The following is a 14,817-nucleotide window of genomic DNA, read 5'->3' as shown; positions in this document are numbered from 1 at the left end:
ATGCCACAAGGATGATCACCATGCAACGTCGCCATTTCCTGAAACTCACTGCCGCACTGAGTGCAGCCGGAGCTTTGCCGCTCTGGAGCCGTCCGCTGATGGCGGCTACCCGTCCGCTGTTGCCGATTCCGTCACTGCTGGAACCCGATGCCAGGGGCAGCTACAGCCTTACCGCGATGCAAGGCACCACGCAGTGGAATGGCAAAGCGGTACCGACCTGGGGCTATAACGGCAGCCTGCTGGGGCCGGTGCTGAAGATGCAGAGTGGCAAACCGGTGACGGTGAACATCCATAACCGGCTCAGCGAAGCGACCACCCTGCACTGGCACGGGCTGGAAATCCCTGGCGCCGTGGATGGCGGCCCGCAGGCGGTGATTGCGGCAGGCGGTTCGCGTCAGGTCTCTTTCACGCCCGATCAACCTGCTGCGACCTGCTGGTATCACCCGCATCTGCACGGTAAGACCGGGCATCAGGTGGCACAGGGGCTGGCGGGATTGATTCTGCTGGAAGATAAAGAGAGCGGAACGCTGCGGCTTCCTGTGCAGTGGGGCGTGGATGATGTGCCGCTGATTTTCCAGGATAAGCAGCTGACTAAAGAGGGCAACCGTATCGATTATCAGCTCGACGTGATGCGCGCCGCGGTAGGGTGGTTTGGCGACATGATGCTGACCAACGGCGTGCAGTATCCGCAGCATGCGGTGCCGCGCGGCTGGCTGCGTCTGCGGCTGCTTAACGGCTGTAATGCCCGTTCTCTGCATGTTGCCGCCAGTGATAAACGTCCTCTCTATGTGATCGCCAGTGATGGTGGCTTGCTGGCTGAGCCGGTGAAGCTCGACGCGCTGCCGATCCTGCCGGGTGAGCGTTTCGAGGTGATGATCGATACCTCTGACGGTAAAGCGTTTGATCTGGTTACGCTGCCGACGGAGCAGATGGGCATGACGCTGCCGCCTTTTGACCAGCCGCTGCCACTGGTGCAGATCCTGCCGCTCCGGGTGATGGCCAGCGCCACGCTGCCGGATCAGCTGGCGACGCTGCCCGCACTGCCCTCCACCGACGGACTGATGACACGCTGGCTGCAGCTGATGATGGACCCGCAGTTGGATCAGCAGGGGATGCAGGCATTAATGCAGCGCTACGGCGAGAAAGCGATGGGCAAGGGCGGTCATCATTCGATGCCGCAGACGCCGCCGCAGAAAACGACGGCAGAGTCGATGCCGCCGATGGAAAACATGGAGGGTATGGATCACAGCATGCACGGCAATACGCCGCCCGCCGGTTACGATTTCCGCAACGGCAACAAGATCAACGGTCAGGCCTTTGATATGACCAGGCCGTCGTTTGCGGTGAAGCTGGGTGATTATGAGAAGTGGACGATTTCAGGGGAAGGCGACGCCATGCTGCATCCGTTCCACATTCACGGCACCCAGTTCCGTATTCTCTCCGAGAACGGCAAACCGCCCGCCCCGCATCGGCAGGGCTGGAAAGATATGGTGAATGTCGACGGCTGGCGAAGTGAAGTGCTGGTGCGCTTCAACTATGTCGCCGCCGCCGAACACGCTTACATGGCCCACTGCCATCTGCTGGAGCATGAAGATACCGGGATGATGCTGGGCTTTACCGTGAGCTGATTACGCCTGATCCAGCGCCAGTTTGATATCTTCAATCAGATCACCGGCGTTCTCGATGCCAATCGACAGCCGCACCGTGGCGTCGGTGATACCAATACGCTGACGTACCGCCTGCGGCACGCCGGAGTGGGTGGTGCTGCCAGGATGACTGGCCAGCGACTCGGTACCGCCCAGGCTCACCGCCTGCTTAAACAGCGACAGCGCGTTGAGAAAACGGAACGCAGCAGGCTGGCCGCCGGTGATATCAAATGAGAAGGTCGAACCCGCACCGCTGCACTGCTCGCGATAGGTTTTCCCTTCGGCGCTTTCCGCATCCAGATAAGGCAGCCAGTGCAGTTTCGCCACCTTCGGGTGATCGCGCAGAAACGCCGCGACCGCTTCCGCATTGTGAAACGCTTTCTCCATCCGCAGCGACAGCGTCTCCAGCGAGCGGCTCAGCATCCAGCTTGAGTGCGGGTCCAGCTGCGTGCCGATTGCGCTGCGCAGGGCGCGCACTTTTGCCATCAGCGCCTTACTGCCCATCGCCGCACCCGCAATAAGGTCTGAGTGACCGCCCACATATTTAGTCAGCGAGTAGAGCGACAGATCCGCGCCCAGCGTCAGCGGCTGCTGGAACAGCGGGCCGAGCAGCGTGTTGTCACAGGCGATAATCGGGCGTGAACCCTGCTGCTGGTCGATCTCATCGGCGATGCGCGCCATCAGACGGATATTCACCAGGCTGTTGGTGGGGTTCGCCGGAGTTTCAATCAGAATCACCGCCACCCGGCCCTGGGCCATCGCCTGCCGGGCGGCGTCACGCACTTTGACTTCATCATTGCCGTCGCTGAAACCCACTGCTTTGATATCCAGATTGTGCAGCGTCTTGCTGAGCAGGGTTTCGGTGCCGCCATAGAGCGGCTGGGAATGCAGGATCACCTCGCCCGGGCGGGCAAATGTCAGCAGGGCTGTGGAGATGGCGGCCATGCCGGAAGAGAAGAGCGAACAGCTCTCTGCCTGCTCATAGACCGCCAGCCGATCTTCAACAATTTCGCTGTTCGGGTGGTTAAAGCGGGAATAGACCAGCCCGCCCGATTTGCCTTCCGGCGGCTCACGACGACCAGAGACATAATCAAAGAAATCCCGCCCTTCTTCGGCGCTGTCAAAGACAAAGGTCGAAGTCAGAAACACCGGTGGCTTCACTGCACCTTCAGAGAGGCGGGGATCGTAGCCATAGTTCAGCATCTGGGTTTCAGGGTGCAGCGGCCTGTCGCCGATATGCGTTTTTTTGCTTGAAGATGAAGTCATTGTGATCTCCGGCCAGCGGCGCGAGTAGGGTAACGATCTATTGGATAAAGGCTACCACGCAGCGAATCATGCTGGTAAATGCCAGAATGTTCTAAGGTAATGCGCATTTCAGTTACCCGCAGGCTGCCGGTAATAATTTTGCGACGTAATCGTTTGCTTACGGGCCTGCACAGCCGTCACGGCTGCGTCTGTGATAGACTTCGGGGCTTTTCTGACGTAACCGGGCTGAACGCAATGAAACACACTGTTGAAGTGATGATCCCTGAACAGGCAATCGCCACACGCATCGCTGAACTGGGCAAAGAGATTAACGAGCACTACCGCGACAGCGGCAGCGATATGGTGCTGGTGGGGCTGCTGCGCGGCTCATTCATGTTCATGGCTGATCTCTGTCGCGCCATTGATGTGCCGCATGAAGTCGACTTTATGACGGCTTCCAGTTACGGCAGCGGCATGTCCACCACGCGTGATGTGAAAATCCTGAAAGATCTGGATGAAGACATTCGTGGCAAGGATGTGCTGATCGTCGAAGATATTATCGACTCCGGTAACACCCTGAGCAAAGTGCGTGAGATTCTGCAACTGCGTCAGCCAAAATCACTGGCGATCTGTACCCTGCTGGATAAGCCAGAGCGCCGTGAAGTCGACGTGAACGTCGAGTATGTCGGCTTTGCGATTCCGGATGAGTTCGTGGTCGGCTTTGGTATCGACTACGCTCAGCACTATCGGCATCTGCCTTATATCGGCAAAGTGGTGCCGCTGGAATCCTGATACCGCTCTGACCGCACATTCTTCCAAGGCCTGCACCGGTTGCCTGGTGTAGGCTATGTCGCGCTTTACGCCGCGATCGGCTCAGGACTCGCCGTTCATCCGCAGATTAGCAATACCGTGACGGTAGCGCTGTTCGAGGATCTCCCGGCTGTTTGCCGTGACATCAAGGTTACGCAGACAGCCATCCTGAATGCCGTATACCCAGCCGTGCAGGGAGACATCCTTGCCGCGCTTCCAGGCAGATTGCAGCACGGTCGAATGACCCAGGTTATAGACTTGTTCAATAACGTTGATTTCGCACAGTTTGTCCAGGCGCTTATCCGGCGGGAGTTCCCCCAGCAACACGCTATGCTTGTACCAGAGGTCGCGGATGTGCAGCAGCCAGTTGTCGATTAATCCCAGCTCCGGATTATCCATCGCCGCCTGCACGCCGCCGCAGCCGTAGTGGCCGCACACGATAACGTGTTCCACTTCCAGCACTTCGATAGCGTACTGCACCACGGACAGACAGTTCAGATCGGTGTGGATTACCAGATTGGCGACGTTACGGTGAACAAAGAGTTCGCCCGGTTCCAGTCCGGTCAGACGTTCGGCAGGAACACGGCTGTCAGAGCAGCCAATCCACAGGAAGCGCGGTTTTTGTGCCTGGGCGAGCCGCTCAAAAAAGCTGGGATCTTCTTCAACCAGTAATTTTGACCATTCGCGGTTGTTTCTGATCAGGGTATTAATGTCTGTCATGGCGTTGAGCGACCGGTTACTGCGCTAAAGTGCGCGCGCGTACTATATGCCAGGGCCTGATAAATTTAAACGGCATTGCAATGCCAACAAAACAGGGTATGGATGCAGAATGACTTATGCACTGGAACTTTCCCGGCTGACCAAGACCTATCCCGGCGGCGTGCAGGCGCTGAAGGGCATCGATCTGAATGTTGAAGCCGGTGACTTTTATGCCTTGCTGGGACCAAACGGTGCCGGTAAATCCACCACCATCGGCATTATCAGTTCGCTGGTCAATAAATCCGAGGGCAGCGTGCGGGTGTTTGGCTACGATCTGGAAAAAGATGTGGTGAATGCCAAGCGCCAGCTCGGCCTGGTGCCGCAGGAGTTTAACTTCAACCCGTTTGAGACGGTGATGCAGATTGTCGTGAGCCAGGCGGGTTACTACGGTGTTGAGCGTCGTGAAGCCAATGAGCGGGCGGAGAAGTATCTGAAGCAGCTTGATCTGTGGGGCAAACGCACCGAACGTGCGCGCATGCTCTCCGGCGGCATGAAACGTCGTCTGATGATCGCCCGTGCGCTGATGCATGAGCCTAAGCTGCTGATTCTGGATGAGCCGACGGCTGGCGTGGATATCGAACTGCGCCGCTCAATGTGGGTGTTCCTGAAAGATCTCAATGCCAAGGGCACCACCATTATTCTCACCACCCACTATCTGGAAGAGGCGGAGATGCTGTGCCGCAACATCGGCATTATCCAGAGCGGTGAGCTGGTGGAGAACACCTCGATGAAAGCGCTGCTGTCCAAGCTCAAATCAGAAACCTTTATCCTGGATCTGGCACCGCGCAGTCCGCTGCCCACGCTGGAAGGGTTCCAGTACCGGCTGACCGATACCTCAACGCTTGAAGTGGAAGTGCTGCGTGAGCAAGGCCTGAACAGCGTCTTTAGCCAGCTGAGTGCGCAGGGAGTGCAGGTGCTGAGTATGCGCAATAAAGCCAACCGTCTGGAAGAGCTGTTCGTTGGCCTGACGACGCAGGGAAAAACAGGAGCAAAAGCATGACACATTTGTACTGGGTGGCGTTGAAGAGTATCTGGGCCAAAGAGGTTAACCGTTTCGCCCGCATCTGGATCCAGACGCTGGTGCCGCCGGTGATCACCATGACGCTCTATTTCATCATCTTTGGCAACCTGATCGGGTCGCGCATCGGTGAGATGCACGGCTTCAGCTATATGCAGTTCATCGTGCCGGGATTGATCATGATGGCGGTGATCACCAACGCCTATGCCAACGTGGCGTCGTCGTTCTTCAGCGCCAAGTTCCAGCGCAACATTGAAGAGCTGCTGGTTGCACCGGTGCCGACCCACATTATCATTGCCGGTTATGTTGGCGGTGGCGTGGCGCGTGGTGTCTGCGTCGGCATTCTGGTGACGGCCATCTCGCTTTTCTTTGTGCCGTTCCAGGTGCACTCCTGGTCGATGGTAGCGATCACGCTGCTGCTGACCGCGATTCTGTTCTCACTGGCCGGTCTGCTCAACGCCGTGTTTGCCCGCACCTTTGACGATATCAGCCTGATCCCGACCTTTGTGCTGACGCCACTGACCTATCTGGGCGGCGTATTCTATTCGCTGAGTCTGCTGCCGCCGATTTGGCAGGCTGTCTCTAAACTGAATCCAATCGTTTATATGATTAGCGGATTCCGTTATGGCTTCCTGGGCATTAACGATGTGCCGCTGGTGTTTACGCTCTCGGTACTGGTGGCCTTTATTCTGGTGTTCTACTGGCTGGTCTATGCGCTGATACAGCGCGGGCGCGGATTACGCACCTGACGTTAACCTGAATGGTAAGGGCCACGCTGCGATAAGGGCGTGGCTTTTTTTTGCTGCCTGAAAAACATCCGTAACTACGGTTCTGTCTGGTCTTAAAAATCGCCCTGAAACCCGCTTCGTCATTTCCTTTCTGCCTCTGAAGCCGCCTGCGGCCTCACTCACATCCTTTTTCACAAAAATTAACCCTAAGCATTATCTGATAATACTCTGACACATTCCGCTATCTTAATGATTCTTAACTGTTAAATATATTTTAAGAATAGCCTTAAAGTCTGGCTGTTGTTTATTTGATTATGAATTATCAGAATAGCGCCGGAATAAGGTTATTCCTCTGCTCAGGGATGAATGAGTAGGTTAAGAGTCTTCTTAATAAGAAAAATGGTATCCGAATCAGGGCCAGTTTTTAATCAAAGGCAGGAAAAGATGAATCGTATAACGTGGATCGATAATCTGCGGGGATTGAGTATTCTCGCAATCATTTTTTTGCACAGCACTATTGCCGTACATAATAACGCCGGACATTTTACCGCCTTTAGCGGCCTGTTAAATGAGATGCTGGCACCGGTAAGACTGGGGCTGATGTTCTTTGTTTCAGGTTTATTTGTCGATGCCGGGTTAAGAAAAGGCCTGGGTCCTTTTTTTAATAACAAGGTGCGCAGTATTCTCTATCCATTTGTGGTCTGGGTTACAGTCTACGGCGGGTTGAAAATCCTGTTCAGCTCAATGGCAAATACGCCGCAATCACCGATGAATATTATTCTCTCCCACCTGACCGGTGGCGGTGATATGACCTGGTTCCTGCATTCACTGTTTATCTTCTTTATTGTGATTATCTTTGCCCGCCACCTGCCGTTCCTGCTGGTGTTTGCCATCTGTATGACGCTGAGCTGGGCGCTGCCGGCGATTGAGGCGGATGGGGTGTTTGCCAGCTTCGACAATACACACATCAACAAATCCCTTTATCTGTTTGTCTTCTTCTATCTCGGCGATTACGTGGTGAGAAAGCAGGTGGATATTGCGGAGAAAGTGCAGCATGGCCCGACGCTGCTGATTTCAGTAATGAGTTTTGTGCTGCTCTCCTGCCTGAATATCTTTTTACTGGAACGTCATTCCCAGGCGCTATTATCACCGCTGGCACTATTGTCGGTTCCGTTCTTTGTCTGGATTGCGCTGAAGCTGAAGTCTGAACTGGTCTACTACATTGGCGTCAATTCTATTGTCTTCTATCTGTCGCATTATCTGGCGATTCAGTTCTTCAGTAAGATTGTGAAGTTTGAAAGCCCGTCAGCCTGGATTAATGACCTGAAGTTTATTTCGGCGTTTCTGGTGGCGCTGGCGCTGCCCTGGACATTATGTCTGATGAGAAAACACGGCTGGTTTAATTTCCTCTTTACGATGAAAAAGTCATCGAAGCCGATGACAACCAAACCGGTTTAATTACTGCAGCAGGAATGAAAAGGGCCGTCCGTTTTACGGACGGCCCTTATTTTTCAGGTGATCGATTAATCAGGCGATCTGTACTGGCAGTGCTTTCGCCAGACGCTTCATCTGGTTGTCACCTTCAAAATAGGCGACTTTAGGCTGCCACTGACGCGCTTCGGCATCCTCTACCTGCACATAGGAGCAGATAATTAATATATCGCCCTCGCAGGCGCAGCGGGCTGCTGCACCGTTGACCGAAATGATTTTCGAGCCGCGCTCAGCCGCGATAGCGTAGGTGGAAAAGCGCTGACCGTTGGTGACGTTATAAATATCAATGGCTTCATATTGCAGAATGCCGGAAGCATCCAGGAAATCCTGATCGATAGCGCAGGAACCTTCATAATTGAGGTCCGCCTGCGTCACCTTGACGCGATGCAATTTGCCTTGCAGAACAGTGCGAATCATAGCCAGAAACCTTGTCAGAGAAATAAAATAACCTGCAGCAGAGGGAATTAAAGCGTCAGGTCAACGGTTTGATTATCAATCAGGCGGGCTTTACCCAGCCAGGCAGCCATCAGCACGACCGCACGCTGGCTGTCCACCGTCAGCGGCTGCAGTGTTTCCGCATCACAAATCGCCAGGCCATCAGGACGCAATCCCTGCGCCAGCAATGCCTCGCTGGCGGTCTCGATGATCTCGTCAATCTGACGCTCGCCATTTTCAAGTCGCTGAGCCATCTGGTTCATCACCTGGCTCAGCAAAGGTGCCAGCTTACGCTCATCGGCTGTCAGGTAGCCGTTGCGTGAACTTAGTGCCAGGCCATCTTTAGCCCGCACGGTTGGCACACCAATAATCTCAATGTCGAAGCCCATATCGGCCACCATCTTACGAATGATAGCCAGCTGCTGAAAATCCTTTTCACCGAAACAGGCAATATCGGGCTGCACCAGATTAAACAGTTTGCTGACGATGGTCGCCACGCCACGAAAATGGCCTGGACGCGTCGCGCCTTCCAGCAGGGAAGAGAGCACCGGCACCTCAACAAAGGTCTGATTCTGTGCGCCCTGCGGATAAACTTCAGCCGGTGAGGGGGCAAAAACGACATCCACCTGGTGGCGGTTCAGCTTTTCACAATCTTCCTGCAGTGTGCGCGGGTAGCGCGCTAAATCATCGGCGCGATCGAACTGCATCGGATTGACAAAGATCGAGACAATGACGATGTCGCCGCGCGCCCGGGCTTCATCCACCAGCGTCAGATGACCTTCATGCAGGTTGCCCATGGTGGGCACCAGCGCAATGCGTTTACCCTGCTGGCGCCAGCGACGGACTTCCTGGCGCAGCATCAGCAGCGTTTCAATGATCAACACGGTGACTCTCCTGGATTACTGGAAACTGTGCTCTGCCGCCGGGTAGGTACCGGCCTCGACTTCGGCGATATAGTGGCGAATCGCCGCGCGAACATCGCCGGTCTCCGCCAGGAAATTTTTGGCAAATTTGGGAATGTGGCCGCCGGTCACGCCCAGCGCGTCATGCATCACCAGAATCTGACCATCGGTGACGTTACCGGCACCGATGCCAATCACCGGGATGGTGAGCGCGCCGGTAATCTGCTGCGCCACCGACACCGGCACGCATTCCAGCACCATCAGCTGTACGCCAGCGGCTTCCAGAGCCAGCGCATCGGCCAGCAGCTGTTCGGCTCCGGCTTCATCACGGCCCTGCACTTTATAGCCACCAAAGATATTCACCGACTGCGGGGTCAGGCCAAGATGACCACACACCGGCACGGCGCGTTCGGTCAGCATCTGCACGGTCTCAGCCAGCCAGCTACCGCCTTCAAGTTTCACCATGTTGGCACCGGCACGCATCAGCTGCGCGGCACTCTCAAAGGCCTGCTTTGGCGTGGCATAACTCATAAACGGCAGGTCGGCGAGCAGCAGAGCCTGTGGCGCGCCACGGCGCACGGCAGCGGTGTGATAGGCAATATCGCTGACCGTGACCGGCAGCGTGGAATCATGCCCCTGCACCGTCATCCCTAAAGAATCACCCACAAGCAGCACCTGAATGCCTTCATCGGCAAACAGGCGGGCAAAACTGAAATCGTAGGCGGTCAGCGTCGCGAATTTTTTACCGCTGGCTTTCGCCTGACGCAGATGTGAAATCGTGGTGGGTTTCATGGCGCTCTCAACTCAGGAATTCTGATGGGCGCAGTTTACTGGATAGCGTGAGAGAGCGGAATCAGAGAGTTGCGTTTGTCTGATCAGCCGTGCCACAGCACGATGCTGCTGCTGTCGAGAGAGGTGAGGAGGGGGCTGAGTGCGCGGCCATCCGGCAGGCGGGCGTCCGGCGCAATCGCCAGCAGCGGCACCAGCATAAAGGCGCGGTTCAGCAGATCATAATGCGGGACAATCAGCCGCTCCGTGTTGATCACCGCATCACCAAACAGCATCAAATCGATATCCAGCGTGCGCGGGCCCCAGCGTTCTGCCTTGCGCACACGGCCATGCTCCCGCTCTATCCGCTGGGTATGGTCAAGCAGTGCTTCTGCACTGAGATCGGTCTCCAGCGCCACGGCGGCATTGAGAAAATCGGGCTGATCCGGCGGGCCATAAGGCGGCGTGCGGTAGAACGGAGAGGTATTGATGCGTTGCGTCTGCGGCAACGCATCCAGTGCGGTCAGCGCTGCATCAACCTGATGCAGCGGATCGGCAAGGTTACTGCCTAACGCGAGGTAAACCCGTGTCATGAGGCGTTTTGATTGTCACGACGCGGTGCGGAAGGACGGCGGCGCGGACGACGCGATTTACTGCGCGGCACCGGATCGTCGCCCAGGTTATTCAGCATGTTTTTTTGATGGGGCGGTGCAGCCACCTGGAACTCACCCCACCACTGGCTCAGGCGCAGCAGTTCCGGGTTATTTTCGACTTCTGCACGCAGCGCCAGCAAATCGTAAGCGGCGCGGAATTTCGGATGCTCCATCAGTTTCCAGGCGCGTTTACCGTGACGGCGCGACATGCGTAACTGCAGCAGCCAGATGTCGCGGATCAGCGAGGTAATACGTTTCGGAATCGCCAGCGCACGGCAGGCTTCATCCAGCGTATCGTTCATCGCCATCGCAAAGGCTTCGAAGTAGGTCAGGCCACTCTCCTGCGCAATGCGTTCGGCCGTTTCAAGCTGCGGATACCAGAACATCGCGGCAAACAGGAACGCCGGATTCACGCGCATGTCGTTATGAATACGGTTATCGGTGTTTTTCAGCACCTGAGCGAGCATCTGCTCCATGTGGCTGTCGCTGTTTTCCGTGAAGTTGCGCGCCAGCGTCGGGAACAGCGGCTGGAACAGCTGATATTCACACAGCTTCAGATAAGTGCTGTAGCCGTAGCCCGCCTGCAACATCTTCAGCGACTCTTCAAACAGGCGCGCAGGTGGAATATCACGCAGCAGTGAGGCCAGACGCGGAATCGGCTCGGCAGTTTCCGGCGCAATGCTCATATTGAGTTTGGCGGCAAAACGCGCGACGCGCAGCATGCGGACCGGATCTTCGCGGTAGCGGGTTTCCGGATCGCCAATCAGGCGAATGATGCCCTGTTCGAGATCGCTGATGCCGCCGACATAGTCGCGCACGCTGAAATCAGCCACGCTGTAGTAGAGGCTGTTGATAGTGAGATCGCGGCGTTGCGCATCATCTTCGATAGAGCCAAAGATGTTGTCGCGCAGCAGCATGCCGCTCTGGGCGCGCTGTGAACTGTTGCGATCCTCTTCAGGCTCTTCCGCCTGATGATGTCCACGGAAGGTGGCGACTTCGATCACTTCCGGACCAAACATCACGTGTGCCAGACGGAAACGACGGCCGACCAGGCGGCAGTTGCGGAACAGCTTACGCATCTGCTCAGGCGTGGCATTGGTGGTCACGTCGAAATCTTTAGGTTTTTGCCCCAGTAGCAAATCGCGCACGCCACCGCCTACCAGATAGGCTTCATAACCGGCTTTATTCAGGCGATAGAGCACTTTGAGGGCATTTTCGCTGATGTCTTTACGTGAGATGTTGTGGCTTTCACGAGGGATGATGGCCATCAGACGTACTGGTTCAACCTCTGCAGGGGCTTCCTCTTCATCACGCTTCAGGACTTTTCGGCAAAAATTAGCTACTCGGGTAAAAATGGGACACCTCGACAGTGGCAATTAGGGTGTAGGTAAAATCAGCGGCTAATCATAGCCTGTTGAGAACCGTTTGAGAATGCTGTTGTCTATGCATCCGGTTTCAGGGCGTTCTGTTGCGGCATCAAAGCGATATTCCACTGCTCTACCGCATCAGACAGCAGTTTGTCCTGCGTTAAGTCCTGCCAGCCGACTGAAACAGGCTGTCCGAGGAAACGTAATGCTGCCACCAGCAGCGGTCTGGCATCGCCATCCGGCAGCGAAGGTGCATGATTCTGCTTCGATAACTTATTGCCATCGTGGTTTAGCGCCAGCGGCAGATGCAGCCAGGCCGGCACCGGCCAGTCAAATTGCTGATAGAGCGCAATCTGCCGCACCGTCGGCTCAATCAAATCTGCGCCGCGAACCACTTCGGTAATGCCCTGAAAATGATCATCGACCACCACCGCCAGGTTATAGGCAAACAGGCCATCACGGCGATGAATAATAAAATCTTCCTGTGCCAGACGCCTGTCGGCCTCCACGCGACCCCGTAGTTGGTCGTCAAACGCAAAGACTGGCGCATGCTGGCGTAAACGCAGCGCGGCATTCTCCGGTCCGCGTTGCCGTTCACGACAGTAGCCATCATAGAAACCGCCAATCTCCTGAATACGACGTCGCGGGCAGGTGCAGAAGTAGCTCTGACGATGCTGCTGCAGCCAGACCAGCGCCTCCCGGTAGGCTTCATGACGTTGTGACTGCCACAGCACCTCTCCATCCCAGGTTAAACCATAGTGTTCCAGCTGATGCAGAATACGGCTGGCGGCACCCGGCACTTCCCGTGGCGGATCGATATCTTCAATTCTCACCTGCCAGATGCCGTTTTGCGCGCGCGCGCTCAGGTAACTGCCCAGGGCAGCAATCAGCGAGCCAAAATGGAGTTCACCAGAGGGAGAAGGGGCGAAGCGACCGATACAGGAGGATGACATAGGATTCAGAAGTGACCACGCAGCGGACAAAACAGCGATTGTTCCACTGCGTGGTAACAGGCTGGACGCGGCATTAGCCGGCCATTTGTTTCTCACGAATTTCTGCTAACGTCTTACAGTCGATGCAGAGATCGGCAGTAGGACGTGCTTCGAGACGACGGATACCAATCTCAACGCCACAGGAATCGCAATAACCGAAGTCGTCATCTTCAACTTTCTTCAGTGTCTTCTCGATCTTTTTAATCAGTTTACGTTCGCGATCGCGGTTACGCAGCTCCAGGCTGAACTCCTCTTCCTGCGCGGCACGGTCAACCGGGTCCGGGAAGTTAGCGGCTTCATCCTGCATGTGCGATACGGTACGATCGACTTCGTCCCGCAATTGATTACGCCAGGCTTCCAGAATCTTACGAAAATGGGTCAGCTGCGCGTCGTTCATATACTCTTCACCAGGTTTCACCTGATAAGGTTCAACACCGGCGATAGCGAGAATACTCAGGGACGATGTTTTACGGTTTTGACCTTCTTGCATGTTGCTTCTCCTGGATAACACGCACTATACCCTTTGACTTTCGTCTCGCAGGGGCGTTGCTGCCATCCTGCATTTGACGTCTGCGGGGTACATCGATCCCCCATTGGGGAAAAAAACAGGCCGCTATAAATAACAGAAGCAGTCAGGGTTGGCAATTCTTCATGAACACACCTTGACAAGCCTGTGAGGAACAGCGTAATCAGCCCTTAGCTCAGAACATTCTTAACACATAAAATTGCAAAAGATATTACAAGGTTACGTTGACCGGCGATTTAAGAAACATTCCCTCCGCCGATAAGTCTGCCTGATACGCTAAAATCTCTACGCCTTCCTTCTGCGCCTGAGCCAGTTGTTCTGCATACGCCGCATCAATGTGGCGTGCCGGGGAAACGTCCTCAATCCCCGAGTGCAAAACGGCAAACAACAAAACGGCCCGATGACCCTCTGCCGCAACTGTTGCCAGTTCACGCAGATGCTTCTGTCCTCGAATCGTCACCGCATCCGGAAAATAACCTTTTCCTTCATGTAAAAGGGTTACGGATTTCACCTCAATATAGCAGTTGGGTCGTGGATCTGCCTTGAGCAGGAAATCAATTCTGCTTTTTTCACTGCCATATCTCACTTCCGCCTGACGATGGGAATACCCCGCCAGTGCGGGCAGCCTGTCCTGATCCAGCGCTTCGCCCACCAGTTGATTAGCGCGCAGGGTGTTCACGCAGATCCAGTGGCCCTGCTGCGTTTCTGTCAGCTCCCAGCTGTGAGGATACTTGCGCGTAAGGCTGCCGGACGTTGAATACCAGACCCGATCGCCCGGCGTAGCGCAGCCCGTCATGGCGCCGGTGTTGGCGCAGTGGATCGTCAGAACCTCACCTTCCGGCGTCATAACATCGGCAAGGAAACGTTTATAACGACTGATCAGGCTGGCGGGTTTAAGAGGAGGAGAGAAGTGCATGTGGATCCTGAGACATTAGCGGCCAGCTGGCCAGAGTGCGGTAGCGGGTGCGGCCCCGGGCATATTCAGAGGCAAACAGGGAAAAAGTAGAGACGCGAAAACGCCAGTGAAAGCCGCGTGGCGGTAACGCAACCGGCTGCGTGGCGTGGCGTAAAAGCGTGATGTGCGGATGAAACGGCTGGGGGCTCTGGTAACAGCCATGCCGGGCGGCCTGCGCCCGCAGCAGGCTGGCGAGCTGCAGCAGCCCGCGTGGCGCACGCTGGCAGCCGAGCCAGACAACACCTGGACGTGGCCAGTGACCGGCATCATCCAGATCGAGATCAAAGCCGGGTTGTTCAATGCGGGAGGCCAGCGTCTGCAGGCGTTGTGAGGTTTCAGGAGCGACCTCACCCAGAAACGCCAGCGTCAGATGCAGATTCGCTGCGACCACCGGCTGGCCCGCCTGGGCAGGAAAGGTGTCGGCCCGCCAGCGCACCAGCTGCTGCTGCATCTCGTCAGGCAGGCTTATGGCAAAAAATAAGCGTTGTGTCGCCATGGCGCTCTCCGGCAAATATCACGTGC

The 14,817-nt window shown here is 55.8% G+C and carries 16 protein-coding genes; 5 read left to right on the top strand and 11 right to left on the bottom strand.

From position 1 onward, the window contains the following. Positions 1 to 20: 20 nt before the first annotated feature. Positions 21 to 1,628 carry a multicopper oxidase CueO gene (gene cueO / locus AC2LB6_RS07620; RefSeq protein ID WP_490093044.1) on the top strand — a complete coding sequence of 536 codons (1,608 nt, stop codon included), beginning with the start codon at positions 21 to 23 and terminating at the stop codon, positions 1,626 to 1,628. On the opposite strand, the gene AC2LB6_RS07615 is transcribed toward cueO, so the two are convergent. After that, a complete protein-coding gene (locus AC2LB6_RS07615) occupies positions 1,629 to 2,912 on the bottom strand; it encodes a cystathionine gamma-synthase family protein (protein ID WP_490093043.1) in 1,284 nt (427 codons plus the stop codon). Between the two features lie 234 nt (positions 2,913 to 3,146). On the opposite strand from AC2LB6_RS07615, the gene hpt reads away from it, so the two are divergent. Beyond that, positions 3,147 to 3,683 (top strand): hypoxanthine phosphoribosyltransferase, encoded by a 537-nt coding sequence (gene hpt, locus AC2LB6_RS07610; protein WP_490093042.1) that lies wholly within the window; start codon positions 3,147 to 3,149, stop codon positions 3,681 to 3,683. An 81-nt stretch (positions 3,684 to 3,764) separates the two neighbouring features. Here hpt and can read toward each other — a convergent pair whose 3' ends face one another. Then, positions 3,765 to 4,421 carry a carbonate dehydratase gene (gene can / locus AC2LB6_RS07605; RefSeq protein ID WP_090964346.1) on the bottom strand — a complete coding sequence of 219 codons (657 nt, stop codon included), beginning with the start codon at positions 4,419 to 4,421 and terminating at the stop codon, positions 3,765 to 3,767. 109 nt (positions 4,422 to 4,530) lie between these two features. Between can and AC2LB6_RS07600 the strand changes: the two genes are divergently transcribed. The 3 genes from AC2LB6_RS07600 (at position 4,531) to AC2LB6_RS07590 (ending at position 7,664) form a co-directional block, all read left to right on the top strand. Continuing rightward, complete coding sequence (locus AC2LB6_RS07600; RefSeq protein ID WP_490093041.1) at positions 4,531 to 5,460, top strand: ABC transporter ATP-binding protein; 930 nt, start codon at positions 4,531 to 4,533, stop codon at positions 5,458 to 5,460. After that, the gene (locus AC2LB6_RS07595) at positions 5,457 to 6,227 is read left to right on the top strand and encodes an ABC transporter permease (RefSeq protein ID WP_275771529.1); all 771 of its coding nucleotides are present in this window, start codon (positions 5,457 to 5,459) and stop codon (positions 6,225 to 6,227) included. The genes AC2LB6_RS07600 and AC2LB6_RS07595 overlap by 4 nt, the downstream gene beginning before the upstream one ends. Before the next feature lie 423 nt (positions 6,228 to 6,650). Beyond that, the gene (locus AC2LB6_RS07590; RefSeq protein WP_490093040.1) at positions 6,651 to 7,664 is read left to right on the top strand and encodes an acyltransferase family protein; all 1,014 of its coding nucleotides are present in this window, start codon (positions 6,651 to 6,653) and stop codon (positions 7,662 to 7,664) included. A gap of 69 nt (positions 7,665 to 7,733) precedes the next feature. Here AC2LB6_RS07590 and panD read toward each other — a convergent pair whose 3' ends face one another. From panD to thpR, 9 genes are all read right to left on the bottom strand, one after another. Next, complete coding sequence (panD, locus tag AC2LB6_RS07585) at positions 7,734 to 8,114, bottom strand: aspartate 1-decarboxylase (protein WP_090964354.1); 381 nt, start codon at positions 8,112 to 8,114, stop codon at positions 7,734 to 7,736. A 47-nt stretch (positions 8,115 to 8,161) separates the two neighbouring features. Then, the gene (panC, locus tag AC2LB6_RS07580; RefSeq protein ID WP_490093039.1) at positions 8,162 to 9,016 is read right to left on the bottom strand and encodes a pantoate--beta-alanine ligase; all 855 of its coding nucleotides are present in this window, start codon (positions 9,014 to 9,016) and stop codon (positions 8,162 to 8,164) included. Between the two features lie 15 nt (positions 9,017 to 9,031). Next, on the bottom strand, positions 9,032 to 9,826 hold the full coding sequence (gene panB, locus AC2LB6_RS07575; RefSeq protein WP_490093038.1) for a 3-methyl-2-oxobutanoate hydroxymethyltransferase: 795 nt from the start codon (positions 9,824 to 9,826) through the stop codon (positions 9,032 to 9,034). Between the two features lie 83 nt (positions 9,827 to 9,909). Continuing rightward, a complete protein-coding gene (folK, locus tag AC2LB6_RS07570; RefSeq protein ID WP_490093037.1) occupies positions 9,910 to 10,395 on the bottom strand; it encodes a 2-amino-4-hydroxy-6-hydroxymethyldihydropteridine diphosphokinase in 486 nt (161 codons plus the stop codon). Beyond that, entirely contained in the window at positions 10,392 to 11,810 is a 1,419-nt protein-coding gene (gene pcnB / locus AC2LB6_RS07565) for a polynucleotide adenylyltransferase PcnB (RefSeq protein WP_490093130.1), read from the bottom strand. Before pcnB ends, folK begins: the two co-directional genes overlap by 4 nt. A gap of 86 nt (positions 11,811 to 11,896) precedes the next feature. Continuing rightward, entirely contained in the window at positions 11,897 to 12,775 is an 879-nt protein-coding gene (gene gluQRS / locus AC2LB6_RS07560) for a tRNA glutamyl-Q(34) synthetase GluQRS (RefSeq protein ID WP_490093036.1), read from the bottom strand. Positions 12,776 to 12,848: 73 nt separating this feature from the next. Next, positions 12,849 to 13,304, bottom strand: a complete 456-nt coding sequence (gene dksA, locus AC2LB6_RS07555) for an RNA polymerase-binding protein DksA (RefSeq protein WP_008925615.1) — start codon at positions 13,302 to 13,304, stop codon at positions 12,849 to 12,851. Between the two features lie 247 nt (positions 13,305 to 13,551). Next, on the bottom strand, positions 13,552 to 14,256 hold the full coding sequence (gene sfsA / locus AC2LB6_RS07550; protein WP_490093035.1) for a DNA/RNA nuclease SfsA: 705 nt from the start codon (positions 14,254 to 14,256) through the stop codon (positions 13,552 to 13,554). Continuing rightward, positions 14,234 to 14,791, bottom strand: a complete 558-nt coding sequence (gene thpR, locus AC2LB6_RS07545) for an RNA 2',3'-cyclic phosphodiesterase (RefSeq protein WP_490093034.1) — start codon at positions 14,789 to 14,791, stop codon at positions 14,234 to 14,236. The genes sfsA and thpR overlap by 23 nt, the downstream gene beginning before the upstream one ends. Between the last annotated feature and the right edge of the window lie 26 nt (positions 14,792 to 14,817).

This window comes from Pantoea sp. RCC30.1, assembly GCF_058148845.1.
Note: the sequence above shows the minus strand (reverse complement) of the source record. Positions and strands in the feature narration are given on the sequence as shown.